At 67.8% G+C, this 24,100-nt stretch carries 25 protein-coding genes and 1 pseudogene; 12 read left to right on the top strand and 14 right to left on the bottom strand.

Translation table 11 applies throughout. From position 1 onward, the window contains the following. Positions 1–202: 202 nt before the first annotated feature. Positions 203–442, top strand: coding sequence for a CsbD family protein (locus tag A5704_RS05590; protein WP_067281020.1), 240 nt, complete (start codon positions 203–205; stop codon positions 440–442). Between the two features lie 89 nt (positions 443–531). On the opposite strand, the gene A5704_RS05585 is transcribed toward A5704_RS05590, so the two are convergent. Both A5704_RS05585 and A5704_RS27430 read right to left on the bottom strand, forming a co-directional pair. Next, a complete protein-coding gene (locus tag A5704_RS05585; protein WP_067757769.1) occupies positions 532–1,539 on the bottom strand; it encodes a dihydrodipicolinate synthase family protein in 1,008 nt (335 codons plus the stop codon). A gap of 29 nt (positions 1,540–1,568) precedes the next feature. After that, positions 1,569–1,712: pseudogene (locus A5704_RS27430) on the bottom strand (short-chain dehydrogenase); the annotation flags it as partial. 254 nt (positions 1,713–1,966) lie between these two features. Here A5704_RS27430 and A5704_RS05580 point away from each other — a divergent pair. Then, positions 1,967–2,776: a TetR/AcrR family transcriptional regulator gene (locus A5704_RS05580; RefSeq protein WP_067757772.1), complete on the top strand. Its 810-nt coding sequence runs from the start codon at positions 1,967–1,969 to the stop codon at positions 2,774–2,776. 20 nt (positions 2,777–2,796) lie between these two features. Here the strand turns inward: A5704_RS05580 and A5704_RS05575 are convergent, their stop codons facing one another. After that, the gene (locus A5704_RS05575) at positions 2,797–3,696 is read right to left on the bottom strand and encodes an enoyl-CoA hydratase/isomerase family protein (protein WP_067757775.1); all 900 of its coding nucleotides are present in this window, start codon (positions 3,694–3,696) and stop codon (positions 2,797–2,799) included. Further along, on the bottom strand, positions 3,693–4,400 hold the full coding sequence (locus A5704_RS05570; RefSeq protein ID WP_067757778.1) for a hypothetical protein: 708 nt from the start codon (positions 4,398–4,400) through the stop codon (positions 3,693–3,695). The genes A5704_RS05575 and A5704_RS05570 overlap by 4 nt, the downstream gene beginning before the upstream one ends. A 133-nt stretch (positions 4,401–4,533) precedes the next feature. Between A5704_RS05570 and A5704_RS05565 the strand changes: the two genes are divergently transcribed. From A5704_RS05565 to A5704_RS05540, 6 genes are read left to right on the top strand one after another with little or no spacing between them, the layout of a single operon-like run. Beyond that, positions 4,534–5,346, top strand: a complete 813-nt coding sequence (locus tag A5704_RS05565; RefSeq protein ID WP_067757781.1) for an enoyl-CoA hydratase/isomerase family protein — start codon at positions 4,534–4,536, stop codon at positions 5,344–5,346. Positions 5,347–5,355: 9 nt separating this feature from the next. After that, the gene (locus A5704_RS05560; RefSeq protein ID WP_067757784.1) at positions 5,356–6,168 is read left to right on the top strand and encodes an enoyl-CoA hydratase/isomerase family protein; all 813 of its coding nucleotides are present in this window, start codon (positions 5,356–5,358) and stop codon (positions 6,166–6,168) included. Continuing rightward, positions 6,165–6,956 (top strand): enoyl-CoA hydratase/isomerase family protein, encoded by a 792-nt coding sequence (locus tag A5704_RS05555; protein ID WP_067757872.1) that lies wholly within the window; start codon positions 6,165–6,167, stop codon positions 6,954–6,956. The genes A5704_RS05560 and A5704_RS05555 overlap by 4 nt, the downstream gene beginning before the upstream one ends. Beyond that, positions 6,956–8,446, top strand: a complete 1,491-nt coding sequence (locus A5704_RS05550) for a class I adenylate-forming enzyme family protein (protein WP_067757787.1) — start codon at positions 6,956–6,958, stop codon at positions 8,444–8,446. The genes A5704_RS05555 and A5704_RS05550 overlap by 1 nt, the downstream gene beginning before the upstream one ends. Continuing rightward, the gene (locus A5704_RS05545) at positions 8,436–10,040 is read left to right on the top strand and encodes a class I adenylate-forming enzyme family protein (RefSeq protein WP_067757875.1); all 1,605 of its coding nucleotides are present in this window, start codon (positions 8,436–8,438) and stop codon (positions 10,038–10,040) included. The genes A5704_RS05550 and A5704_RS05545 overlap by 11 nt, the downstream gene beginning before the upstream one ends. Beyond that, positions 10,033–11,592: a class I adenylate-forming enzyme family protein gene (locus tag A5704_RS05540; RefSeq protein ID WP_067887771.1), complete on the top strand. Its 1,560-nt coding sequence runs from the start codon at positions 10,033–10,035 to the stop codon at positions 11,590–11,592. Before A5704_RS05545 ends, A5704_RS05540 begins: the two co-directional genes overlap by 8 nt. Here A5704_RS05540 and A5704_RS05535 read toward each other — a convergent pair. Together A5704_RS05535 and A5704_RS05530 are read right to left on the bottom strand one after the other, a co-directional pair. Further along, complete coding sequence (locus tag A5704_RS05535; RefSeq protein WP_067757792.1) at positions 11,557–11,865, bottom strand: hypothetical protein; 309 nt, start codon at positions 11,863–11,865, stop codon at positions 11,557–11,559. The genes A5704_RS05540 and A5704_RS05535 overlap by 36 nt on opposite strands. After that, the gene (locus A5704_RS05530; RefSeq protein ID WP_067757879.1) at positions 11,866–12,522 is read right to left on the bottom strand and encodes a DJ-1/PfpI family protein; all 657 of its coding nucleotides are present in this window, start codon (positions 12,520–12,522) and stop codon (positions 11,866–11,868) included. Positions 12,523–12,597: 75 nt separating this feature from the next. On the opposite strand from A5704_RS05530, the gene A5704_RS05525 reads away from it, so the two are divergent. Continuing rightward, positions 12,598–13,572 carry a GlxA family transcriptional regulator gene (locus A5704_RS05525; protein WP_067757796.1) on the top strand — a complete coding sequence of 325 codons (975 nt, stop codon included), beginning with the start codon at positions 12,598–12,600 and terminating at the stop codon, positions 13,570–13,572. Here A5704_RS05525 and A5704_RS05520 read toward each other — a convergent pair. The 6 genes from A5704_RS05520 to fabG form a co-directional block, all read right to left on the bottom strand. Beyond that, complete coding sequence (locus A5704_RS05520) at positions 13,569–13,931, bottom strand: hypothetical protein (RefSeq protein WP_067757799.1); 363 nt, start codon at positions 13,929–13,931, stop codon at positions 13,569–13,571. The genes A5704_RS05525 and A5704_RS05520 overlap by 4 nt on opposite strands. Positions 13,932–13,999: 68 nt before the next feature. Further along, positions 14,000–14,692 carry a GntR family transcriptional regulator gene (locus A5704_RS05515; protein WP_067757802.1) on the bottom strand — a complete coding sequence of 231 codons (693 nt, stop codon included), beginning with the start codon at positions 14,690–14,692 and terminating at the stop codon, positions 14,000–14,002. Positions 14,693–14,694: 2 nt separating this feature from the next. After that, entirely contained in the window at positions 14,695–15,888 is a 1,194-nt protein-coding gene (locus tag A5704_RS05510) for an acyl-CoA dehydrogenase family protein (RefSeq protein WP_067757804.1), read from the bottom strand. Next, positions 15,885–17,039 carry a CoA transferase gene (locus A5704_RS05505; protein ID WP_231968826.1) on the bottom strand — a complete coding sequence of 385 codons (1,155 nt, stop codon included), beginning with the start codon at positions 17,037–17,039 and terminating at the stop codon, positions 15,885–15,887. Before A5704_RS05505 ends, A5704_RS05510 begins: the two co-directional genes overlap by 4 nt. A 65-nt stretch (positions 17,040–17,104) precedes the next feature. Continuing rightward, positions 17,105–18,331 carry an acetyl-CoA C-acetyltransferase gene (locus A5704_RS05500; protein WP_067757809.1) on the bottom strand — a complete coding sequence of 409 codons (1,227 nt, stop codon included), beginning with the start codon at positions 18,329–18,331 and terminating at the stop codon, positions 17,105–17,107. Beyond that, a complete protein-coding gene (fabG, locus tag A5704_RS05495) occupies positions 18,328–19,125 on the bottom strand; it encodes a 3-oxoacyl-ACP reductase FabG (protein ID WP_082950238.1) in 798 nt (265 codons plus the stop codon). Before fabG ends, A5704_RS05500 begins: the two co-directional genes overlap by 4 nt. A gap of 116 nt (positions 19,126–19,241) precedes the next feature. Here fabG and A5704_RS05490 point away from each other — a divergent pair, with 116 nt between their 5' ends. From A5704_RS05490 to A5704_RS05480, 3 genes are read left to right on the top strand one after another with little or no spacing between them, the layout of a single operon-like run. Beyond that, entirely contained in the window at positions 19,242–20,435 is a 1,194-nt protein-coding gene (locus A5704_RS05490) for an acyl-CoA dehydrogenase family protein (protein WP_067757812.1), read from the top strand. Next, positions 20,435–21,256 carry a mycofactocin-coupled SDR family oxidoreductase gene (locus A5704_RS05485; RefSeq protein WP_067757815.1) on the top strand — a complete coding sequence of 274 codons (822 nt, stop codon included), beginning with the start codon at positions 20,435–20,437 and terminating at the stop codon, positions 21,254–21,256. Before A5704_RS05490 ends, A5704_RS05485 begins: the two co-directional genes overlap by 1 nt. Before the next feature lie 48 nt (positions 21,257–21,304). Next, positions 21,305–21,733, top strand: a complete 429-nt coding sequence (locus A5704_RS05480; protein WP_067887767.1) for a pyridoxamine 5'-phosphate oxidase family protein — start codon at positions 21,305–21,307, stop codon at positions 21,731–21,733. Between the two features lie 5 nt (positions 21,734–21,738). Here A5704_RS05480 and A5704_RS05475 read toward each other — a convergent pair whose 3' ends face one another. Together A5704_RS05475 and A5704_RS05470 are read right to left on the bottom strand one after the other, a co-directional pair. After that, on the bottom strand, positions 21,739–22,815 hold the full coding sequence (locus A5704_RS05475) for a phosphotransferase family protein (RefSeq protein ID WP_067757821.1): 1,077 nt from the start codon (positions 22,813–22,815) through the stop codon (positions 21,739–21,741). Between the two features lie 87 nt (positions 22,816–22,902). Beyond that, the coding region (locus A5704_RS05470; RefSeq protein WP_067887764.1) for an ABC transporter ATP-binding protein at positions 22,903–24,100 on the bottom strand (1,198 nt) is incomplete at its 5' end.

The following is a 24,100-nucleotide window of genomic DNA, read 5'->3' as shown; positions in this document are numbered from 1 at the left end:
CAACCGCCGCCCAGCCCCCCGAACCCCGGCCGAACAGCGCGTTTCGGCTTGCTGAGCCGAGCGGTCGACCGCGGTATACGGACCGGCGGACCGGTGCCTGTATCCGCCCATTGTGGCGAGCACCACGTCCCCACCACGTTTTCTTCGACCGCCGATGTGGGAAAGCGACTAAGGACACCCACTAGCAGGGAGGGGAAACGCCATGGTGGACATCAAGAGCGGTCCGATCGAGGCCATCCAGGGCATCGTCGAGGCTGTCTTCGGAAAGGCCAAGGAGATCGTCGGCACGATCATCGGCCGCAACGACCTGGTCAACGAGGGTCAGGCTCAGCAGGACAAGGCCGACGCGCAGCGCAGTGCGGCGAAGAAGGAAGCCGCGGCCGAGAAGGCGCGCGGTAAGGCCAAGGCCGCGGAGGCACGCGAGAAGGCCGAACAGCAGTAAGAACAAGGGGTTGACAAGGGTCCGGTCACCGGTGGTGACCGGGCCCTTGCTCGTCAGTCGACTTGTGGCGCAACCCTTTTGCCGAGTCACTACGTTCCGATGAGCCCGAGGCGGCGATAAGCCTCCTCGATCTGCGACTTGGCCTCGGGCGGCAACTCCGCTTGCGGCGGGCGCGAATGCGGGTAGGCGCCGATCGGCAGGCCCAGTAGCGAAGCGGCGTATTTGAATGCGCCGCCCCAGTGGGTGAAGTAGTCGGGCCGTCCGGGGTAACAGGTCCACCAGGATCCGACGTCGAGGTCGAACTGGTCCAGGCCCGACTCGCGGCCGAAGTCCATCGCCTCCAGCAGCTTGTCGCTTTGCACCAAATCCCAGTACTGAGAGAACAATCGCCGCTGCGGCGTGTCGAACAGATAGCCGGTGGTGCCCAGTTGCGCGGGGCAGACGGTCCCGTCACGCAGCCATCCCGCGCGATACACCGTCTTGTCGCACTCCCACAGCACCAGGCCGGGCGCCAACTCGTGCAGTAGGCGGCTGTTCGCCGGCCTGAAGGCACCCTCCTTGGTGGCGCACACCGCAGGCACCTCGTCGTAGATCCGCGCGCTTTCGGCCGCGGTCAGGACGTAGCCGGACGACGGCGAGTTGAACATGCCCAGTGCGATGTCGGTGCGCGAGGCGATGTATTCGAAGAATCGCAACACGCCCTCGCCGCCATGCACCTCCATCATCGGCGTTTGGATGTAGACGATGTCGGCGCCGACCTCCTGGGCGTGCAGCGTCAGGTTCAGACAGTCCTTCGCCGAGAGGGCCGCCGTGCACGCCTGCACGACGACGTCGGGGTTGGCGGCGCGTCCCTCCTCGATTGCGACCTCCAGCAAGCGCTTTCGCTCATCGAGGGTCAACGACCAGAATTCGGAGAGCCCGCTGGTGCACCACAACATCGGGTGTCCGAGGTCGCCGACGCAGTAGCGGACCAGCGTCCGGTACGCCTCCCAGTCGATGTCGTCGCCGTCCGGGCCGCAGAACGGGGTGTAGAGGGAGTCGCCGATTCCCCGCAATGCCCCGCGCGCCCAGGCGCGCGCCTCACGTGCCGTCGCCACAGTCGACCCCTATCTCCTCAGCCGATCGCGACCGCCGCGTCGAACGCCTCCCGGCTGCGGCCCACCAACGCCACCCGGCCGCCCTCGTCGGCGAGACAGCGCGCCGCCGCCAAACCCATCCCGCGGCTATCACCGACGACCACCGTGGCGGCATTCGCCAGGCCTAGATCCATGGCAATTCCCGTGGCTCATCTGGTGACTCGTTCAATGGCTCCCGTGGCTCATCTGGTGACTCGTTCAATGGCTTGTGCCCGGTCACCTTCGCCCGTCCAGCCTTCGTTACCAAAAAGCCTACGATAGGTATTACAGTAGCAGATGGAAAAGCGCACGGAAGCCCGGTTGACGGCCATCGTCGAGCGGCGACACGCCTACGTATGCGCAGGTGAGTTGGCACGGCTCTCCGACCGCATGCACAGGATACATCGTGATGGAGGTGCCCGTAGTGGCAAAGCAGGCTATCGCCGACAAGCGTCAACGACGCGAACGCGGATCCATCAATCCCGATGACATCATCAGTGGCGCATTCGAACTCGCGGAGCAAGTGTCCATCGACAACTTGAGCATGCCGCTGCTGGGCAAACACCTCGGCGTCGGCGTTACGAGCATCTACTGGTACTTCCGCAAGAAGGACGACCTGCTCAACGCGATGACCGATCGCGCGCTGAGCAAGTACGTGTTCGCCACCCCCTACGTCGAGGCCAGCGACTGGCGCGAGACGTTGCGCAACCATGCGCGCCTGATGCGGAAAACGTTCATGGGCAACCCAATTCTGTGCGACCTGATCCTGATTCGGGCCGCGCTCAGCCCGAAGGCGGCGCGATTGGGCGCCGAGGAGATGGAGAAGGCGATCGCCAACCTGGTCGAGGCCGGCCTGTCGCCGGAGGATGCCTTCGACACCTACTCGGCGGTCTCGGTGCACGTCCGTGGATCGGTGGTGCTGCAGCGGCTGTACGAAAAGAACCAATCCTCCGGCGAGGGCGCGCGCGCGATCGAGGACGCCGTCGCCATCGACCCCGAGAAGACCCCGCTGCTGGCTCAGGTCAGCCGGATCGGTCACCGGATCGGCGCCCCCGACGAGACCAATTTCGAGTACGGCCTCGGCTGCATCCTCGATCACGCCGGCCGGTTGATCGAGGAGGGCAAGGGGGCGAAAGGCGGCAAGGCGGCGCCGTCACGGGCGCGCAAGGCGGCCAAGGCGCCCGGGTCGCGGGCGCGCCCCAAGGCCCCGGCGCGCTAGCCCGACACCGAATCGGCTTATCACACCTCGGGTTCCGGCACGTCGAAGTATTCGTCACGGAGCCGGAACGCTTCCTTGGTCCCGTGCTGGGCGCGGGTCTTGACGAAGTTGAACTCGCCCGGCCCGAATTGCAGGTTGGTGCCGAAGGCGTGAAAGAGATAGCTGGCCACTTCCTCGCCCTGGTATGCCTGACTCTGTTCGACGAGACGGAACGCCTCCTTGGCGATGACGACCCCGTCGGCGGGCATCTTCGCCGCCTTCTCGGCCCAGTACCGCGCCCGGGCGGGCACCGCGGCGGGATCGCATGTGTCGGTGAAGATTCCGAGATGCTCGAGCTCACTCGCCTCGATGACGTCGCCGGTGAGCAGCAGGCGCCGGGCCAGCACCGGTCCGAGCCGGTGGAAGAACATGTGCAGGCTCCCGAGCGCGGGGCCGAGGAAGCGGGTCGCCGGCATGCCGATCTTCGTGTCGCGCGCTATCACGGAGATGTCGGTCATCAGCGCCATCTCGAAACCGCCGCCCAGCGCATACCCGGCGATCTCGCCCACCGTGACCTTCGGGAAACCCATGAAGTTGTGGTAGAAGCCAAAAGACTTGCGGTCCACGGTGAGTCGCCGACGCTGGCTGGGGCGGCGCTTGGCTGACGCGTCATCGCCGTCCGGTTGGCTCGGCTTGCCGTACCAGCCGTACGCGTTGTTCATGTCGGCCCCGGCGGAGAAGACGCCCCCGGCCCCGCGCAGTAGCACCACCGTCAGGTCGTCGTCTTCGGCCACCCGGTCCAGGCATCGGGCGACCGCCTCGCGCATCGCGGCGTCATAGGAATTGCGTTGGGCCGGATTGTTCAGCGTGATCGTCGCGATGCGGCGGTCGCGGTCGACCTCGAACAGTACGCGATCGTCCGGGGCGCTGGGGGCGGTCATCTATCGGACTCCTTTCGCCGCCTGCCGAATTGAAACCCGGCGAGCTTTTCCGGCGGTGAGGCCAACGTGTTCACCTCGCCGCTGCAGAGCACTTCGCCGTCGAGCAGCAACCGCGCCGTCGACGCGATCCCGCGTTCGATCTGCGAGCGAGCGATGTCGAACCGTAGCTCGGTCGATATGGGGGTCGGCCGGCGAAACGTCACCGTCAGCGACCGCGTCTTACCGGACAGACCCGTGACGCAATTGTGGTGCTGAATGACGCAGTCGAAGAAAACGCCGAGAAAGCCTCCGTGCACCAATCCCGGCGGGCCCTCGTACACCAGGGGAAAGTTGACCCGCCCGGTCGCCTTGTCGGCATCGAGGTCGTCGAACCGGTACTCCGGAAAGCACGGGTTGTAGGCGCCGATGTCGGTGGCGTGGTTGAGATAGACGCGCCGGGGATCGTCGGCGACGTCCCCCATCCTTGGCGCGTTGTCCCGCGGCGCCACCGCGGACAGCTCGCGCTCCCACTCCGCGAACTTCGCCAGCATGGTGTCGACCGCGGGATGGGGATGCTCGAGTGAGACCAGCAGTGAGCTCAGGCGCCGCATGGCGCCGGCGGCGGCCACGGTCTGCGGCAGCGGCGCTTCGCCGAACCTGGCATCGCCGGTCCGCGCCGACTCGGGTGCGACCCGCCGCTGGGCTCCGCCCTCCTGCAAGGCCATGCTTCATCTCTTTTCGGTCGGGTTTCCGGCCCGGCTATTTCCGGCGGCAGCGTACCCTGCTAACTTATACAGCGTATCAATCGTATTGCCTACTGTATGGGTAACCGTATCGGCAGAAAGGCCGGATTCGACGGTGAGTCATGGGGCCGACGCGGCCGGCGCCGACGGTTCGGTGACAGTGCACCGAGACGGCGCCGTGCTGCGGCTAACGCTTGATCGTCCGTCCCGACGTAACTCGTTGAATGAAGCCATGATTGGCTCTTTGGTGGAGGCGCTGACGGCTGCCGCCACCGACGATTCGCTCAGGGCGATCCACATCCGTGGCGGTGACGACTTCTGCGCCGGCGTCGACTGGGTCGCCACCAACGACCGGCCGCGGCCCCGCACGGGCGATCTGGTGCGGCGGATACCCCAGGGCGCCCACCGCGTGATCGAGCTCGTCGCGAGCATCCAGCTGCCGGTGCTGTGCAGCGTGCGAGGCTGGGCCGCGGGATTCGGCTGCAACCTCGCGCTGGCCGCCGACTTCGCCGTTGCCGCCACCGACGCGGTGTTCTGGCAGCCCTTCGCCGACCGTGGCTTCAGCCCGGATTCGGGTGCCACCTGGCTGCTGCCCCGCCTGGTCGGCCTCACGCGGGCGAAGCGAATGCTGTTGCTGGGCGAGCAGGTCGGCGCCGTCGACGCGGCCGACTGGGGACTGATTCACCAGGCGGTGAGCCCCGGCGGGCTGGACGACGCCGCCGGCGAGCTGCTCGAGCGGCTGGCCTCCGGGCCGACGGTGGCAATGGGACTGGCCAAGCAGGCGCTGAGCTTCGGCCAGCATGCGACGCTCAGCCAATCGATGACCCAGGAATTGTTCAACCTCGAACTATCTTGCCGGACAGTCGATTTCAGGGAAGGCCTGGAAGCCTTTCGGCAGCGGCGCGCACCGAGATTCCAGGGCAGATGAGGGAGCAGGATGCCTACTGACTCGTTCGACACCATCACATACGACGTCGACGGGCACACCGCCACCATCACGCTGAACCGTCCGGATGCCCTCAACGCCCTGAGCCCGCACATGATCACCGAACTGCGAGCCGCCTACGACGAGGCCGAGAACGACGACAAGGTATGGCTGACCATCGTGACCGGCACGGGCCGCGCGTTCTGCACGGGCGCTGACGTCACGGCCATTCCCGAAGACGGCAAGGTGATCTACGAGCGCCCGTACCTGTCCACCTACGACCAATGGGAGGCGCCGCAGGAAGGCACCCCACCGTTTCGCACGGCGGCCAAGCCGGTGATCACCGCGGTCAACGGGTTGTGCTGCGGCGCCGGCATGGACTGGGTCACCACGTCGGACATCGTGATCGCGTCGGAACAGGCCACATTCTTCGATCCGCACGTCAGCATCGGGCTGGTCGCCGGACGCGAGATGGTGCGGGTGGCGCGCGTGCTGCCCCGCTCGATCGCCCTGCGCATGGCGCTGATGGGCAAGCACGAGCGGATGAGCGCACAACGCGCCTACGAGCTCGGGTTGATCAGCGAGATCGTCGGGCACGACCGGCTTCTCGAGCGGGCCCGAGAGATCGCCGACGTCGTCAACTCCAATGCGCCGCTGGCGGTTCGGGGTACCCGGCTGGCCATCGTCAAGGGCCTCAATGTTCCGCTGCACGAGGCGGAGATCATGGCCGAAACGTTCCGCGAGCGCGTGTTGCGCACCGAGGACGCGGCCGAAGGGCCCAGAGCCTTCGTGGAGAAGCGCAAGCCGGATTGGCAGTGCCGATGACGTTCGAGACCATCCTCCTCGAGGTCGACGAGATCGACCGGGTAGCGACGATCACGCTGAACCGGCCGGGGCAGCTGAACGCGTTCAACCGCACCATGTGTGCGGAGATGGCCCACGCCTGGCGCACGGTCAAACTCGACGACTCGGTGAACGCCGTGGTCCTCAGGGCAGCCGGTGACCGTGCGTTCAGCGCCGGGCTGGATATCAAGACTCCCTACGGCCAGCCCGAAAACATATGGAATCACGAGGATCCCGGCGAATCGCTCAGCCCGAAGTGGCAGAAGATGTGGAAGCCCGTCGTGTGCGCGGTTCAGGGCATGTGCACCGCGGGCGCGTTCTACTTCATCAACGAATCGGACGTGGTCATCTGCGCGGAGGATGCCACGTTCTTCGACTCGCATGTATCGGCCGGCCTGGTCTGCGCCCTGGAGCCAATCGGCTTGATGAGGCGCATCGGCTTGGGCGAGACGCTGCGCATCGCGCTGATGGGCAACGACGAGCGGGTCGGCGCCGACACCGCGCTGCGGATCGGATTGGTCTCGGAAGTGGTCCCCGCCGACCGGCTCTGGGACCGCGCCCACGAGATCGCCGCGACCATCGCCGCGAACCCTCCGACCGCGACTCAGGGCACGGTGAAGGCGATTTGGGAATCGCTCGACAAGCCGTATCGGGCGGCCCTGGAGCAGGGGCTGATCTACACCCGGCTGGGCAATCCGCTCGGCACCGCCGAACTCGCCGCCCAGAAGGCCGGCGGCGAAGCTGCCACGCGCACACCGAAGACCCGCTGATGCCCGCGCACGCACTCAGTCAACGCATCGCGGATGTCCTCGGCCTGCGGCCCGACGCGCACGCCATCGAGTATGACGCCCAATGGATCTCCTGGGCCGCCGTCGGCGCCAGGGCACAGCGCATCGCCTGCCTGGTCGCCGATCGCGGACCCGGCGTCGGGATGCTGCTGCGCAACCGGCCCGGTCACGTGGCGGCCTTTCTCGGGGCGCTGCTGGGCGGCGGGACGGTCGTCGTCGTCAACCCGGCTCGCGGCGACGAGCGCACCAAGGCCGACCTCGCCGGGCTGCGACTGCCGCTGATCATCGGGGAAGACGACGACCTGACGACACTGCTGCCCCCGGCGACCGACGCCACGACGGTGGCGATTGCGGGCCTATTGGACGACCCCCCGACCGGCCGCCCGACGATTCATCCGGCGCCCGAGGCCCACCCGCGGACCGGGGTGGCGGTACGGATGTTGACCAGCGGTACGACGGGCCCGCCCAAGAGGATCGACCTCGGCTACGACGTGCTGGCGCGCAGCGTGATGGGCGCCGAACCCGAGCGCGCCCCGGCGCCCACCGGGCTCCGCCGCGGGGTCGCGATCGTCAACTCGCCGCTGGTGCACATCGGCGGGGTGTTCCGGGTGCTGCAATGCATCGCCGACGCACGACCATTCGCGCTCCTCGAACGTTTCGAGCTGAACGCGTGGGCCGACGCGGTGCGAAGACACCGACCGCGCACGGTATCGCTGGTTCCCGCGGCGCTGCGCACGGTGTTGCACTCGGATGTGCCGCGCGCCGATCTGGAGAGCATCCGCGCCGTCACCTGCGGCACGGCCCCCCTGACGGCCGAGGATGCCGACGCCTTCACCGCCAAATACGGCATTCCCGTGCTCACCTCTTACGCGGCAACGGAATTCGGTGGCGGTGTCGCGGGCTGGACGTTGCCGGATTACCAACGGTATTGGGCCGCCAAACGGGGCAGCGTCGGCCGCGCCAACCCGGGTGCGCAGCTGCGGGTGGTCGCGGACGATGGCAGGCCGCTGGGGGCCGACCAGGTCGGTCTGCTCGAGGTCAAGCCAGGCCAGCTGGGGCCGTCGGCCCAGTGGATGCGGACCACGGACATGGCGCGCATCGACGCGGACGGGTTCGTCTGGATTGTCGGGCGTGCCGACCAGGCGATCATCCGCGGGGGATTCAAGGTGATGCCCGACGACGTCCGCACCGCCCTGGAGAGCCACCCCGCAGTGGCGGGTGCGGCGGTGGTCGGCCGGTCCGACGAACGCCTCGGGGCGACGCCGGTCGCGGTGGTGGAGCTGCGCAGGCCCGCCTCCGTCGACGCCGACGCGCTCGTGGAGTACCTCGGAACACGGCTGGCGCGCTACGAGATTCCCACCGAGATAGCGATCGTCGACACCATCCCGCGGACGCCGTCGGGCAAAGCTGACCTGGGTGCGGTCCGGCGTTTCTTCGGTGCCGCCGCCGCACACGGTGACCATGCCCGGTGACGGCCCGACGGTCGCCGAGGTCCTGACACAACGGGCCCGTGCGCGCGCAGAACATCCCCTACTGATCTGCGACGGCGACCGCATCAGCTATGGCCAAGCCGAGGCGCGTTCGGCGAACCTCGCTCGCGGGCTGATCGCGGCCGGCGCGGGCAAGGGCACCCATGTCGGCCTGCTCTACCCCAACGGCGTGGAGTTCGTCATCGCGATGCTGGCGGCGGCGCGCATCGGCGCCGTGGTGATTCCCTTCTCCACCTTCGTCACCGCCCGTGAGATGCACCAACAACTGCTCGACAGCGACGTCGAAATACTCCTGAGCGCCGCAACTTTCCGCGGCCACGACTACGTGCAACGGCTCGGGCAGGTGCTGGCGGACCCCGATCTCGAATCCGACTGCCGGCTCATGGTCCCGGCCGCCCCGCAACTGCGGCAGGTCGGCATCAGCCACCACCGCGGTGCGGGGCGGCGAGTCCGCGACATCGACCGGTTCTACCGGCTGGCCGATACCGTGGCCCCCGAGCTGCTGGCGGCGACGCAAGCCGATGTGCGGGGCTGCGATCCCCTGGCCATCGTGTACACGTCGGGCTCCAGCAGCGCCCCCAAGGGTGTCGTGCACACGCACGGCGCGCTGCTGGCACACCAGCGCAACCTCAACGACATTCGCGGTCTGACGGCCGACGACAGGCTGTTCTGCAATTCGCCGTTCTTCTGGATCGGCGGTCTCGCCTTCGGACTGCTTGCCACCCTGGTCGCCGGCTCGACGCTGGTGTGCTCCAACGCGGAGGATCCCGGTAAGACGCTGGACCTACTGGAAGCCGAAAAACCCACCTTGACAAACGGTTTCATCGCTGGGATCGCGCACCTGGCGAACCATCCGAGCTTCCCGCGCCGGGATCTGTCATCGATGCGGCGAGGCAACCTGTACCCCATCATGGCGCCCGAGGTTCGACCGGCCGACCCGGAGCTGCGGCACAATATGCTGGGCATGACCGAAGCCGGCAGCGTCGTGCTGATCAGTGACGACGAGACCGATCAACCCGAGACCAGGCGCGGATCGTTCGGCAAGCCGGCGCCCGGCTTCGACACCAAGATCGTCGACACCGAAACCGGATCAGCGGTCGGTGCCGGCGAGGTCGGGGAACTCTGCATCCGAGGACCGTACGTGATGCAGCACTACTACCGGCGAAGCCGAGAGGACTGCTTCGACGCCGACGGTTGGTTCCGCACCGGGGATTTGGTCCGAACCGACGCCGATGGCTTCTTCTACTACGTCGGCCGGCTCAGCACGATGATCAAGACGGCGGGCGCCAATGTCTCGGCCGACGAGGTGGAAAGGGCAATCGCCAAGGTCACCGGCGGGCTGACCGCCCATGTCGTGGGCGTCCCGGATGCGCAGCGCGGACAACTGGTGGGGGCGGTCGTGGTCGTGCCCGACGGCGTCGCCTTCGACGCGGCGGCGCTGCGCGACCGGCTGAAGGCGGAGTTGTCGGCATACAAGATCCCCCGCCGGTTCCTGGCCGTGTCACGCGACCAGGTGCCGCTGCTCTCCAGTGGCAAAGTCGACCGGCGGCACCTGAAAAAGCTGCTCGATGCCTGACGAGGCAACCATCGACGAGTTGGTGCGTTCGCGCGCCGCGCTTTACGGCGACAAGCCCATGGTGATCGATCCGACGTCGCGAACTAGCTACCGTCAACTTGACTCGGCGACAAGGGATCTCGCCGCGGTGTTCGTCGATGCCGGCGTTACCAAGGGCACCCGGGTCGGGCTGCTCATGCCCAACGGCGCCCGCTGGGTGGAGGTTGCCCTCGCACTGACCCGTATCGGCGCCGTGCTGGTTCCGCTGAGTACCCTGCTGGCCGCGGGCGAACTAGCCACCCAACTGCGGGCCGCCGCGGTGCAATTCCTGATCGGCGTCGAGCAGTTCCGTGGGCGCCGCTACCTCGACGACCTGCCCCGGCGGACCGAGCTTCCCGCTCTGCGCCACGTCTGGACGGCCGACGGGCTCGCCGAGGTCACCGCCGGCGACCGGGCCCGCCGACTCGTCGACGCCATGACGCTGACGGTCACGGCGGCCGACCTTTTGGCCATTATGTTCACCTCCGGCAGCAGCGGGGCGCCCAAGGGCGTCATGCATTCTCACGGCAGCGCGCTGGGCGCCGTACGGGCGGGTCTGGCCGCGCGGCGCATCACCGCAGACACCCGGCTGTATCTACCGATGCCGTTCTTCTGGGTAGGCGGCTTCGGCAGCGGAATCCTGTCGACGCTGCTGTCCGGCGCCACCCTGGTCACCGAGGAGATACCGCGGCCGGAGACCACATTGCGGCTGCTGGAGGCCGAGCGCGTGACGCTGTTCCGCGGCTGGCCCGACCAGGCCGAGACGCTCGCGCGGCACGCGGCCAACCTCGACGCCGACCTGTCGGCCCTGCGGCCGGGCAGCCTGCAGGCGCTGCTCCCGCCCGAACAGCGGGCGCAGCCCGGCGCACGGGCCGTCTTGTTCGGCATGACCGAGGCGTTCGGCCCGTACTGCGGCTATGCCGCCGACACCGACATGCCCACGCCGGCCTGGGGCAGTTGCGGAAAGCCGTTCGCGGGCATGGAGGTTCGCATCGTCGGCGCCGACAGCGGAGAGCCCGTACCCGCGGGCACGGTGGGCGTGATCCAGATTCGGGGACCGCACACACTGCGGGGCATCTGCGGTCGCAGCCGAGAGGACGTGTTCACCGTCGACGGCTTCTATCCCACCGGCGACCTGGGCCGCCTGGACGACGAGGGATTTCTGTTCTACCACGGGCGCTCCGACGACATGTTCAAGGTCAGCGGCGCCACCGTCTACCCGAGCGAGGTGGAACGGGCGCTGCGCAGCATCGAGGGTGTCCACAGCGCCTTTGTCACCAGCGTGCCCGGAACGGCGGGCCAGCGGGTGGGCGCGGCCGTGGTGTGCGACGGGGCCGTGTCCGCCGATCACCTGAGTCGCTGTGCGCGAAAGCTGCTGAGCGCGTTCAAGGTCCCGACGGCGTGGCTGTTGTTGGAATCTGACGGCGACGTCCCGCGCGGGGGCACCGGCAAGGTCGACACCGGTCGGCTGCGAGCGATGCTGATCGAGGCGTCCGGATCAGCGGCGGATACCGGAGACCGCCGACCGCGGTAACCGGCCCGCGCGGGAATGCCCGGCCATCCGATCCCCGTCGACCACGACCTCGAAGGCCAGGTTGAGCCGCATCGGTTTGGTGACCGATTGCCGCCAGGTCAATCGCGTGCCCTCGGCGGCCGCGCCACTCGTCAAGTCCTGCAAGGGAACCGTCTCGCCCTTGTACGTCGCCGTACCCGTCAGTCCGCCCGGCGACTCGGCGAATGCATACCGCACCGCGAGAGTCCCGATCGGGGTCTTGATCGTTACGTCCCAGTCGCCGTCCATGCCCATCTATGCCTCCGCCGGTTCTCGTCCCGTCGGGCGCCACACCGTGCCCCGACGCTCGTACTCGAAAAGCTCCTCGACGGCGTGCGCGACCCGCGGGCCGTACCACCGGTCCAGCAGGTGTAAGGCCAGATCCAGCCCCGAGGTGACACCGCCCGCGGTGATCAGGTCGCCGTCGTCGACCACGCGAGCAGCCACCGCATGCACACCCGCGGCTTCGAGCAGCCCCAGGCCCAGCTGATGAGTCACCGCATGGCGCCCCTCGATCAGGCCGGACATCGCCATCACGACGGATCCGCCACAGACACCGGCCACCGTCACCTGCGGGTTGTCAAACGCCTTCCGCAACAACGGTGTCAGCTCGGTCTGCGCGGCTCGGGCCAGCAGCACCGGGATGGTCTCGACCCCGTCGTCCGGATCACCGGCGATGGGGCCGCTGGCGCCGGGCACGATCACGCAGCCGCTTTCCGACGGATCGAGCGCGGCGGTGGCCGCCAGCGCCAAACCGCGAGTGCCGCCGATGACGCTGCGCGGCCCCTCCGCCGACACCAGCGTCACCGTCAAGTCACCTCCCACACGGTCGCTGCCCGCCGACAGGACTTCGAAGGGCCCGATGACGTCAAGCGGGTCGAACCCGTCGTACAAGACGATCTGTGCGTGCATCCCGTCATGGTCATCGGCCGCACCCGGCAAAACCAGTGGCTGGATTGACACTATCGACCGGTATATTGCCAACCCATGCACTCCGTCGCGATCCTGGCCGAGCCGGACGTCATCGCGTTCGATCTGGCGATCGCGATCGAGGTATTCGGTCGTGTCTGCCTCCCGACCGGCGCGCCGGGGTACCGCGTTCGGGTTTGCGGCGCGGACCCCGTCGTTCCGGCCGGACCGGTGCGGATCGCCACCGATTGCGGTCTGGGGGAACTCGCGAACGCCGATACCATCGTGGTGCCCGGGCGCAACGACGTCACAGTGCCGACGAGGGAGGACGTCATCGCGGCACTGAAGTCGGCGTACGGCAAGGGGATTCGCATCGCCTCCATCTGCAGCGGCACCTTCACCGTCGCGGCCGCCGGGATTTTGGATGGAAAACGCGCCACCACGCATTGGTCGGCCGCCGACCTGTTTTCCGCCGTGCATCCCGCCGTCAGACTCGATGCCGCCGCGCTCTACGTCGACGAAGGCCAGGTTCTCACCTCTGCCGGGGCGTCCGCGGGACTCGACTTGTGTCTGCACATGGTTGCGCGCGACTACGGCTCGGCGGCGGCCGCCGACGCCGCCCGGTTGGCGGTCACGCCCCTTCACCGCACCGGCGACCAGGCTCAGTTTGTCATCCGCCACCGGGCAAGGTCCGACACCGAACTCGATGGCCTGCTGGTCTGGCTGGAGGGCAACGCGCACCTGCCACTGACGCTGCGCGACATCGCCCGGCAGGCCGCCACCAGCGAGCGAACCCTCAACCGGCGGTTCAAGACGGAAACGGGACAAACGCCGATGCAGTGGGTGAACAGCGTCCGGATCAAGCACGCCGGGGAGCTGCTAGAGCGCAGCTCCGACAGCGTCGAATCCATCTCGCACCGAGTCGGTTTCGCATCAGTGACCAATTTCCGCGAACAATTCCGCCGGCTGGTGGGGGTGGCGCCGCAGAGCTATCGCAACGCCTTTCGCGCCAAGAACCACGGCACCCGTGCGTGCTCCGGCGAGACGCCCTAGGAGACCCGCGTCCAGGGCTGACAGTTCTGCGACTCGAAAGCCTTGACCGCCGTGTTGATGTTCGCGTACATCGGGCCGATCGAGGTGTTCGTCTGGAGTACATGCTCTTTGTTCGCGTCCGGCGTGCTGTAGGTGAACCACGAGCACATCGAGTCCTGGGTCGGCACGTTGTTGATCCAGACGCCGAAGGCCGACCCCGAGCCGCCCGTGTGATAGAGGCCCGGCGCGATGTCGGGGCCCACGACAAAGACACCGTTGCCGGGTATCGGGTCCAGTGGGTCGGCGACGGCCGGCGGCGCGAGAGCTATCACGACCACGGCTACACCGAAGAGAGCCGACGTACGGATCGTTCGGGGCACTTTTCCTCGCTTTATGTTGTCGCCCCCTCTCAGGGAGAATATGCCGAGGCGGGCGCGGGAAACAACACTTATCCCGAGGCCGGAGGGCTCCCGTCGACGACCACGCCACGCGCGGTCAGGTGGTCGATCAGCGGGACCGCGCCCGCGGCGAGATGCTGTGACATCGCCGCGCGGGCGAGTTCTTCGTCGCGTTTCTTCAGCGCGGACAGGATCCGGCGATGGTCCCTCATCGACTGTTCCGGCCAGCCCTCGATGGCGGGGAACACCGATTCGGGCGCATAGCGGGTGATTTGGGACATCAGCTGGGCAAGTTTCGGCGAATCGGCGGCGACGTTGATGGCCCGGTGGAACTGATGATTCAGCCGCACCGTCCGTTCGTCATCGTCACCGGCGTAGGCGTCTTCGAGCTCCGCTTGGATCTGTTTGAGTTCGCGCAGTTGGTCGTCGGTGATGTTGATCGCGGCACGGGCAGCCAGTTCGCCACCGACGTGGGCCTGCACGTTCGCGACGTCGGTGACGTCGCGACCGGTCACCGGCAGCACCATGAAGCCGCGCCGGGGCCGCTGGTCGATCAAACCTTCCGCGCGCAGAGCGAACAGCGCTTCCCGCACCGGAGTGACACTGATGCCCAACTCGGCGGCAAGTTGATCCAGGCGGACGTAGGACCCGGCGACGTAGGTGCCATCGAAGATCCGCTGGCGGATCAAGCGCGCGACATCGTCCGAAAGCTGCGGCCGCGCGGCGAAATCCGGAACCGTCATCACTACACCTGGTACTCGGCCAGCAGCCGTTTGCTGATGATGTTCTTCTGAATCTCGCTGGTGCCCTCCCCGATCAGCAGGAAGGGCGCATCCCGCATCAGCCGCTCGATCTCGTACTCCTTGGAATAGCCGTAGCCGCCGTGGATCCGGAAGCTCTGCTGGGTGACCTCGGTGCAATACTCGCTGCACAGGTATTTGGCCATCCCGGCGGCGACGTCGTTGCGCTCCCCCGAATCCTTCAGCCGCGCCGCGTTGACCATCATCAGGTGCGCCGCTTCGACTTTGGTGGCCATCTCGGCCAGCTGGAACGCGATGGCCTGATGCTCGGCGATGGGCTTGCCGAAGGTGTGGCGCTGTTGGGCGTAGCGGACCGCGAGCTCGAAGGCGCGGATGCCGACGCCACAGGCGCGCGCCGACACGTTGACCCGGCCGACCTCGATGCCGTCCATCATCTGGAAGAAACCCTGCCCGGTGATGCCGCCGAGGATGTCATCGGCACCGGCCTGGTAGCCGTCGAAGATCATCTCCGTCGTTTCGATGCCCTTGTAGCCCAGCTTGTCGATCTTGCCCGGAATCTGCAGCCCGGGAACGACTTCACCGAAGCCGACCGGCTTCTCGACGAGGAACGCGGTCAGATTGCGGTGCGGCTTGTCCGAGCCTTCGTCCGTGCGCACCAGGACGGCCACCAGCGTGGCCGTGGCGCCGTTGGTCAGCCACATCTTCTGCCCGTTGATCGTGTAGTTGCCATCCGGATTGCGCTGGGCCCGAGTCCGGATCGCGGCCACGTCGGAACCCAGCTCCGGCTCCGACATCGAGAAGGCGCCACGCGTCTCACCGGTCGCCATGCGTGGCAGGAACCGCTGTTGCTGCGCGTCGGTTCCGTGCTGGCGCAGCATGTAGGCCACGATGAAGTGGGTGTTGAGGACGCCGGACACGCTCATCCACCCGCGGGCCAGCTCTTCGACGCACAGCGCGTAGGTCAGCAGTGACTCTCCCAGGCCGCCGTACTCCTGGGGAATCATCAAGCCGAACAAACCCATGTCGCGCATCTGGTCGACGATGTGCTGCGGGTAGGTGTCGCCGCGTTCGAGCTCCGCGGCGTTGGGGATGACTTCCTTTTCGACGAATTGCCGCACGGCGGCGACGATTTCGGTCTGGAATTCCGTCAGTCCGAGGGTCTGGGCGAGTCTGGTCATGCGTCGTCTTTCCGTTTCGGGCTTCTGCGCCGGTCGATCGTGTTCGCGTCCGTCAGCCGTTCGATGTCGGCCGATGTCAATCCCAGGCGCCGCTGGAGAACCTCGGCGGTGTCTTGCCCCAGGGCGGGCGCGGCCGCGCCGGCGGGGTGCTCGCCGTCGAATGCGAGCGGCAGCCCGGCGGCGAAATAGTCGCCCAGACCGGGTTGGTGCAACCGGGAAAACATGGGGTTGGCGGTCACCTTGGGGCCCGCGGCGACCTCCGCGAAGGTTCGGTAGCGCTCGAAGAGCACCGTGGTCTTTGACAGCGTGGCCGTGATCTCGTCGGCCGCATGACTGCTGAACCAGGTGGCGAACAGACCGGACAGGACGGCACGGTACCGGTAGCGGTCGCCCTCGGAGTCGAAGTCGACGCCCAGCGCATCGGCGAGCGCCGACACCGCGGCGCCGGTGCCCGTGACGTCGACCAGATCGCGAAAATGCCTGCGGGTCAAGGTGACCACCATGAACCTTGCGCCGTCACCACTGGCGAAGTCCTGCCCGTACTGGCCGTAGATGGCGTTGCCCAGCCGTTGCCGTTGGGTCCCGGTGACCTGCGGCTCGGTCAGGAGTCCGAGGGTTCCGGCAATGGATAGCGCGACGTCCTCCAGCGCCAGGGTGATCCGCGCGCCCAGCCCGGATTCGTCCCGCCGGCGGACGGCGGTGACCACGGCGAGCGCGGCGTACAGGCCGCAGCACACGTCCCAGGCCGGCAACACGTGGTTGATCGGCCCGGCGTGCTCGGCCGGACCGGTGACGAGCGGGAATCCGATGCCGGCGTTGACCGTGTAATCCACGCCGGTAGAACCGTCACCGCGTCCGAGCAGCTGGACGTGGATGACGTCGGAACGCTTGGCGGCCAACGCGTCGTGACCGAGCCAGGACAGCCCGGCGGCGTTGGTCACCACCACGCCGTCTCCCTCGACGATGAGCCGCTGAACCAGGTCCTGCCCATCCGGGGAACGCAGATCGATGGCGGCAGAGCGCTTTCCCTTGTTCAGGCCGGTCCAGTAGATCGATGTACCGTCGGCCGCCAAGGGCCAGCGCTGGACGTCGGAGGCACCGCCGATGGGATCGACCCGAATCACCTCGGCGCCAAGCTGACTCAGCGTCATGCCGCACAGCGGGGCGGCGACGAAGCTGGACACCTCCACGACCGTGAGACCGCTCAGCGGGCCGGTCACGTCGGGGCGACCCGCTCGAACACCGCGGCGAGGCCCTGGCCGCCGCCGATGCACATGGTCTCCAACCCGTAGCGCGCCTCGCGGCGGTTGAGCTCGCGCGCCAGCGTGGCCAGCATCCGGCCACCCGTCGCACCGACCGGATGGCCCAGCGAGATGCCCGATCCGTGCACGTTGGTCCGCTCGTGGTCGGCGGCACCGAAATTCCATTCGCGCATCACCGCGAGCGCTTGCGCGGCAAAGGCTTCGTTGAGTTCGATGACGTCGATGTCGGACAGCCGCAGGCCGGCCTTGCCGAGCGCCGCCTCGGTGGCCGGCACCGGACCGATGCCCATGATGTGGGGAGCGACGCCGGCCAGCCCCCACGACACCAGGCGGACCAGCGGCGTCAGACCGCATTCGCGCGCCTTTTCGGGCGTGGTCACCACGCACATCGACGCCGCGTCGTTCTGCCCGCTGGCGTTGCCGGCGGTGACCGTCGCCTCCGAATCCTCGCTCGCCAGCACGGGTTTGAGCTTGCCCAACGACTCGACCGAGGTGTCGGCGCGCGGATGTTCGTCGGTATCGATCAGCTCCTCGCCATGGCGGGTAGGCACCGCAACGGGAATGATCTCCTCTGCCAGCACGCCGTCCTTCTGCGCGGCAACCGCGCGCTGGTGCGACCGCACCGCCAGCTCGTCTTGCTCCAGCCGGGCGATGCCGTACTGGCGGCGCAGATTCTCGGCCGTCTCCAGCATGCCGCCCGGCACCGGGTGATGCCGACCGCCGGCGGTGGTGCGGCCACGCGCCAGCCCGTCGTGCACCCGGACACCGGTACGCGCTCCGCCCCAGCGCATGTCGGTGGAATAGAACGCGACGTTGCTCATGCTTTCGCAGCCGCCGGCGACGACGAGATCGTGGTCGCCATTGCCCACTTGCAGGCACGCCTGGATCACCGCCTGCAGGCCCGACCCGCAGCGGCGGTCGACTTGCATGCCGGGCACCGTGACCGGCAGCCCGGCATCCAGCGCCACCACCCGTCCGATCGCCGGCGCCTCACTGCTCGGATAGCAGTGGCCGAGGATGACGTCCTGCACCGCGTCGGGCGAGATCCCGGTTCGTTCGAGGAGGCCCTTCAGCGCGGCGACCCCCAGGTCCACGGCGGTCAGCGACTTGAACACCCCGCCGTAGCGGCCGATCGGGGTCCGGACGGGTTCACAGATGACCGTCTCGCGCATCGCGCTCATAGATGCCGGCCGCCGGTGATCTCCATGACGGTCCCGGTCATGTACGAGGACAGGTCGGAAGCCAGGAACAGCGCCACGCTGGCGACTTCACTCGGTTCGCCGGCCCGACCCATCGGCACCTCGGCGACCTTGGAATCCCAAATGCGCTGCGGCATAGCCTCGGTCATCGCGGAGCGGATCAAACCGGGGGCGATCGCGTTCACCCGGACGCCCAGGTAGGCCAACTCTTTGGCGGCCGCCTTGGTCATTCCGACGATGCCCGCCTTGGCGGCCGAGTAGTTGGTCTGGCCGACCATGCCGACCTTCCCCGACACCGAGGACATGTTGATGATGACGCCCCGCTTGTTCTCCCGCATGACGGCGGCGGCCAACCGGGTACCGTTCCAGGTTCCCTTCAGATGCACGGCGATGACCTGATCGAACTGCTCCTCGGTCATCTTGCGCATCGTCGCGTCCCGGGTGATCCCGGCGTTGTTCACCATGATGTCCAGGCCGCCGAAACGCTCGACGGCGGTCTGGATCAGGGTCTCGACGTCGGACGCCTGCGTCACATCGCATCGGACCGCCACCGCGACGTCGTCGCCGCCCAACTGCTTCGCCACGACCTGGGTTTCTTCGAGATTCACGTCGCCCAGCACAACTCGTGCCCCCTCGGCGACAAAGCGTTCCGCGATGGCCAGACCCAGGCCCTGCGCGCCGCCGGTGATTACCGCGGTCTGACCTGTCAGCATCGACACCTGATTCCCGCCTCCCTCTGCTTTGGTCCCCGGGACGCCCCGGCAGTCGAATATCATATTTCATATAGGATCTGCTCCGGTGCCGGGTTCCCTATCCGGGCCGTCACACTCGCCGGCCGCTCGCGGCTGAGTTGTCCGCCACCAACGAGGTGCCAAAGTAGGAGCATCCGACCATGACCACCGCCGAACAACCCGAGGTCTCCGACGACGATTTTCGGGAGATCCTCGCCCAGACCCGTCACTTCGTCTGCACGGCCGTGGTCCCACGCGAACAGGAGATCCTCACCGAGGATCGGGTGCCCGACGACCTACGTGACCAGGCCAAGAAGATGGGGCTATTCGGGTACGCGATCCCGCAGCGGTGGGGCGGCCTCGGCCTGAACCTGATGCAAGACGTCGAGTTGGCGATGGAATTGGGTTACACCTCGCTGGCACTGCGCTCGATGTTCGGCACCAACAACGGCATCGCCGGCCAGGTCCTGGTCGGCTTCGGCACGGACGAGCAGAAATCCCGCTGGCTGGAATCGATGGCGTCGGGCGACGTCGTCGCATCCTTTGCGTTGACCGAGCCGGGGGCCGGATCGAACCCGGCCGGACTGCGAACCAAAGCCGTTCGCGAGCAAGGTGATTGGATTATCTCCGGGCAGAAGCGCTTCATCACCAATGCGCCCGTGGCCGACCTGTTCGTGGTGTTCGCGCGCACCCGGCCGGCCGACGACCAGGGTCCCGGGATCGCCGTATTCCTGGTCCCCGCGGACGCGCCGGGCGTCGAAGTCGGCAGCAAGGACGCCAAGATGGGTCAGGAAGGCGCGTGGACCGCGGACGTCGGCTTCAACGACGTCCGGGTCGAGGGCGGCGCACTGATCGGCGGCAGCGAAGACATCGGCTATCGGGCCGCGATGACCTCGCTGGCGCGGGGCCGGGTCCACATCGCCGCCCTCGCGGTGGGCGCCGCGCAACGCGCGCTCGACGAATCCGTCTCCTACGCCGCCACCGCGACACAGGGCGGCACGCCGATCGGACAGTTCCAGTTGGTCCAGGCGATGATCGCCGACCAACAGACCGGGGTGCTCGCCGGCCGCGCGCTGGTGCGCGAGGCCGCGCGACTCTGGGTCTCCGGGGAAGACCGCAGGGTCGCGCCGTCGGCGGCCAAGCTGTTCTGCACCGAAATGGCGGGTAACGTGGCCGATCTCGCGGTGCAGGTGCACGGCGGCAGCGGTTACATGCATGGCGTCCCGGTCGAGCGCATCTACCGTGATGTGCGGTTGCTGCGGCTCTACGAGGGCACCAGCGAGATTCAGCGGCTGATCATCGGATCCAATCTCGTCAAAGCGGCGCAGCGCACGACCACAACGAAGGAGCGTTAATGGCAGGCAAGCTCGAAGGCAGGGTCGCGTTCATCACCGGGGCCGCCCGCGGCCAGGGGCGGGCGCACGCCGTCCGGCTGGCGCGGGAGGGCGCCGACATCATCGGCGTCGACATCGCCGGCAAGCTGCCGTCCTGCGTGCCCTACGACCCCGCGACTCCCGACGACCTTGACGAGACCGTTCGCCTGGTCGAAGAGACCAACCGGCGGATCATCGCGTCGATCGTGGACATCCGCGACTTCGAGGCGCTCCGCAAGGCGGTCGACGACGGCGTCGCCGCGCTCGGGCGGTTGGACATCATCGTCGCCAACGCCGGCGTCGCGGCGCCGCAGGCCTGGAACGAGATCACACCCGAGGACTTCCGCGCCGTCATGGACATCAACGTGACCGGCACCTGGAACACCGTGATGGCCGGCGCGGACAAGATCATCGAAGGCGGTCGCGGCGGCTCGATCATCCTGATCAGTTCCGCGGCCGGCATGAAGATGCAGCCGTTCATGGTGCACTACACCGCCAGCAAGCACGCCGTCACCGGGATGGCCCGGGCCTTCGCCGCCGAACTGGGCAAGCATTCGATCCGGGTCAACAGCGTGCATCCCGGGCCGGTGAACACGCCGATGGGCTCGGTCGACATGGCCGTCGCGGTGGGCAAAGCCATGGAGACCAACCCGCAGTTGTCCAACGTGCTCACGCCGTTCCTGCCCGACTGGATGGCCGAGCCCGAGGAGATCGCCGACACCGTGTGCTGGCTCGCCAGCGACGAGTCGCGCAAGATCACCGCCGCCCGGATTCCGGTCGATCAGGGCTCGACGCAATACTGAGCGGTTCCGGGGGGAATAGATGACCGGGCTTTTTGGCTTGGAGGCGACATGAGGCACTTCACCGAGAGCGAACGTCAGGATTTTTTGGCGGGCTTGCATGTCGCGGTCCTGTCCGTCGCCGCCGCCGACGGCCGGCCGCCGGCCAGCGTTCCCATCTGGTACGACTACACCCCGGGCGGGAACATCCGCATCATGACCGGGGCGTCCAGCCGCAAGGCGGGGCTCATCGAGCGGGCGGGCAAGGTGACGCTGGTGGTCCAGCGCGAGGAACCGCCGTATCAGTACGTGGTGGTCGAGGGCTCCATTGTCGACACCGCCAAGCCCGCACCCACCGACGTGCAGGAGTCAGTCGCCATCCGCTACCTCGGCGAGGAGGGCGGCCGCGCCTTCGTCCGAAGCATGGAGGGCGTGGAAGAGGTGATGTTCACCATTCGCCCCGACCGCTGGCTCAGCGCGGACTTCACCGGCGACCTGTAGAGGTCTCAGCCGATCAGGTCCAGCGTTCCCAGCTCGCGGATCGCTTGACACCCTCGGGCGAGCATGGCCAGCACCATGTCGTCGCCCCGCTCGGTGGCGGCGGCGAAGGCAAAACCCAGCGCCGAGATCAGCGGCGCCTGCAGGACCCCGAGCCGGTAGTCGCGCCAACATGTTTCGCGGTCGTAGCCGGTGACGCCGCCGGCCGCCAGCGCGCGATGATAGTCACCCACGAGCTGTTCTTCGATGGTCGCGCGCAGCTGCGGATTGAGGCTGGTCGCGGTGAAGTAGGCCAGATCCCGGGCCGGCAGCCCGACGCCGAGCGTCTGCCAATCGACCACGCTGACCCGGGTCCGGTCCGGGTCGAACAGCAGGTTGTCCAGGCGGTAGTCGCCGTGCAGCAGGGCGAACCGGTCGTACTCGGACAGTAACCACGGCGTCACCAGACCCATTGCCGCGCTGAAGGTCTCGCGGTCGTCGGCGCTCATCCGGTCGCCGAGCTTGTCGAGCGTGATGTCGGCGCTCATCTTCGCCACCTCGCCCATGCCGCCGGCGCCGGCCTCGTCCGGCCTGCCGAAGGCGATGCCCGGGAAATCGAGCCAGAATGGATCGCACCAGCTGGGCGCGTGCAGGCCGGCCAGGGCGGTGACCGCGAGTCGCGCTTCGGCTTCACCGCAGCCGGCGAGCTGATCGCCCTGCACGGCCGGCGCCTGATCGGCGAGCAGCAACGCGAAGTCCATTGCGTCGTCGGTGATCTCGGAATAGAAGCACTGCGGCGTCGGCACCTGCACCCGCTCCGCCACGGACGAATAGAACGCGCACTCGCTGCGATATCCGAGGACGACCCGGTCACGCACGGTGTCGTCCTGCGACGGCAGCTTGATCACGAACGTTTGCGGAAGGTCGACAGCCTCGGTCGCGTAGCGGGCGGTCACCCGATAGGTCGCGCCGGTCTGCCCCGTGCCGATCGGGGTCACGTCCACGTCGGTGACCTCGACGGGGGTGCCGCGTCCGCTCAGCGCGGCCGATAACCATTGCGGGGTTACGTCGGCGGGATACCGCGGAATCGACACCACAGCACTCATGAACAGCGCGCCTCCTGTACCCGGACGGCCCCGTCCGACTGACAAACTGTAAGGCATACCGCAAGAGTTGCGGTCAACTGCTTCACATTAGTCGGCGAGAATGCGCCATTCGGCGGCCTCGTGCTGCTGGCGCCAGAACTCGTCGAAACGTCCACCCGCCGCGAGCAATTCGCCGACAGTTCCGTCCTCGACCACTCGACCGTCGTCCAGGAACAGGACGCGGTCGGCGTGACTGATGCTGGCCAGCCGGTGCGCGACGATCACCTGGGTGCGCGCCCGCGGATCGAGTGTCAGTGCGTCGACCACCGCGGCCTCGTTCTCGGTGTCCAAAGCGCTGGTCGCCTCGTCGACCAGCAATATCGGGGCCGGCTTGAGCAGCGCCCGCGCGATGCTGACCCGCTGGCGTTCGCCCCCGGACAGCGCCGAGCCGGCTTCGCCGACGATCGTGTCGGCGCCCTCGGGCAACCGGCCGATGAGTTCGTCGACGCGGGCGAGGGTCACGGCCCGCTTGAAGCGGTCATCGCCGGCGCCGGGGTCGCCGGCGGACACGTTGTCCCGGATCGACCCGTGGAACAGGTAGGGATGCTGGAACACGACGCTGCTCGCCGCCCGGCGGGTCTCGGCGTCCAGCGTCGCCGCGTCGACGCCGTCGATCAGGACCCGGCCGCGGGTCGGTTCGTGCAGTCCGGCGATCAGCGCCAGGATGGTGCTCTTCCCCGATCCGGACGGGCCGACGATCGCCGTCGTGCTGCCCGGCGCCAGGGTGAAGCTCACCCCGTCGAGCACCGGCGCGGTCGCATCGCCATACCGGAACTCGACGTCGTCGAACTCGATGCGGGGCGCCGCCGCGGTGACGGGCAGCGTGGCGGGCCCGGAGCTCATCAGTGGCGCCGTGAGCACCGAACGGATGCGGTCGAGCGTCGCGCGGGTGCTCTCCAGGGCCGGGGCCAATTCGCTGATCGTGGTGAACGGTTCGAGGTAGCGCACGATGACGACGATCAAGGCGATGGCCTCGGGCACTGAGAGGGCCCTGTCGACCGTCAGCGCCGCGGTCGCCCCCGCCAGCAGGATGAGCGACAGCTGGCTGGCCAGGCTGAACAGCAGCTGACCCGGGACCTGCATGGACAGCAAGCGCATGGTCGCCCCGTGTTGCGCGGCGAGCGCGTCGCCGACCAGGCTGCGCGCCGGTTCGACCCGCCGTGCGGCCCGCAGCGCCTGCTGGGTGCGGGCGAATTCGATGATCCGCTCGGTGAGCCCGCCGTTGGCTTCGTCGGCTGCGGCGTCG

It is taken from the genome of Mycobacterium sp. E735 (assembly GCF_001666955.1).
Taxonomy (GTDB): Bacteria; Actinomycetota; Actinomycetes; order Mycobacteriales; family Mycobacteriaceae; genus Mycobacterium.
This window is presented reverse-complemented; position numbering and strand designations above follow the sequence as displayed.

Excerpts from the sequence above, each read along its gene's own strand:
- A5704_RS05590 (WP_067281020.1), top strand. The coding sequence starts at position 203 with ATGGTGGACATCAAGAGCGGTCCGATCGAGGCCATCCAGGGCATCGTC.
- A5704_RS05580 (WP_067757772.1), top strand. The coding sequence starts at position 1,967 with ATGGAGGTGCCCGTAGTGGCAAAGCAGGCTATCGCCGACAAGCGTCAA.
- A5704_RS05575 (WP_067757775.1), bottom strand. The coding sequence starts at position 3,696 with ATGACCGCCCCCAGCGCCCCGGACGATCGCGTACTGTTCGAGGTCGAC.
- A5704_RS05570 (WP_067757778.1), bottom strand. The coding sequence starts at position 4,400 with ATGGCCTTGCAGGAGGGCGGAGCCCAGCGGCGGGTCGCACCCGAGTCG.
- A5704_RS05560 (WP_067757784.1), top strand. The coding sequence starts at position 5,356 with ATGCCTACTGACTCGTTCGACACCATCACATACGACGTCGACGGGCAC.
- A5704_RS05555 (WP_067757872.1), top strand. The coding sequence starts at position 6,165 with ATGACGTTCGAGACCATCCTCCTCGAGGTCGACGAGATCGACCGGGTA.
- A5704_RS05550 (WP_067757787.1), top strand. The coding sequence starts at position 6,956 with ATGCCCGCGCACGCACTCAGTCAACGCATCGCGGATGTCCTCGGCCTG.
- A5704_RS05545 (WP_067757875.1), top strand. The coding sequence starts at position 8,436 with ATGCCCGGTGACGGCCCGACGGTCGCCGAGGTCCTGACACAACGGGCC.
- A5704_RS05540 (WP_067887771.1), top strand. The coding sequence starts at position 10,033 with ATGCCTGACGAGGCAACCATCGACGAGTTGGTGCGTTCGCGCGCCGCG.
- A5704_RS05535 (WP_067757792.1), bottom strand. The coding sequence starts at position 11,865 with ATGGGCATGGACGGCGACTGGGACGTAACGATCAAGACCCCGATCGGG.
- A5704_RS05530 (WP_067757879.1), bottom strand. The coding sequence starts at position 12,522 with ATGCACGCACAGATCGTCTTGTACGACGGGTTCGACCCGCTTGACGTC.
- A5704_RS05525 (WP_067757796.1), top strand. The coding sequence starts at position 12,598 with ATGCACTCCGTCGCGATCCTGGCCGAGCCGGACGTCATCGCGTTCGAT.
- A5704_RS05515 (WP_067757802.1), bottom strand. The coding sequence starts at position 14,692 with ATGACGGTTCCGGATTTCGCCGCGCGGCCGCAGCTTTCGGACGATGTC.
- A5704_RS05510 (WP_067757804.1), bottom strand. The coding sequence starts at position 15,888 with ATGACCAGACTCGCCCAGACCCTCGGACTGACGGAATTCCAGACCGAA.
- A5704_RS05505 (WP_231968826.1), bottom strand. The coding sequence starts at position 17,039 with ATGACGCTGAGTCAGCTTGGCGCCGAGGTGATTCGGGTCGATCCCATC.
- A5704_RS05500 (WP_067757809.1), bottom strand. The coding sequence starts at position 18,331 with ATGAGCGCGATGCGCGAGACGGTCATCTGTGAACCCGTCCGGACCCCG.
- fabG (WP_082950238.1), bottom strand. The coding sequence starts at position 19,125 with ATGATATTCGACTGCCGGGGCGTCCCGGGGACCAAAGCAGAGGGAGGC.
- A5704_RS05490 (WP_067757812.1), top strand. The coding sequence starts at position 19,242 with ATGACCACCGCCGAACAACCCGAGGTCTCCGACGACGATTTTCGGGAG.
- A5704_RS05485 (WP_067757815.1), top strand. The coding sequence starts at position 20,435 with ATGGCAGGCAAGCTCGAAGGCAGGGTCGCGTTCATCACCGGGGCCGCC.
- A5704_RS05480 (WP_067887767.1), top strand. The coding sequence starts at position 21,305 with ATGAGGCACTTCACCGAGAGCGAACGTCAGGATTTTTTGGCGGGCTTG.
- A5704_RS05475 (WP_067757821.1), bottom strand. The coding sequence starts at position 22,815 with ATGAGTGCTGTGGTGTCGATTCCGCGGTATCCCGCCGACGTAACCCCG.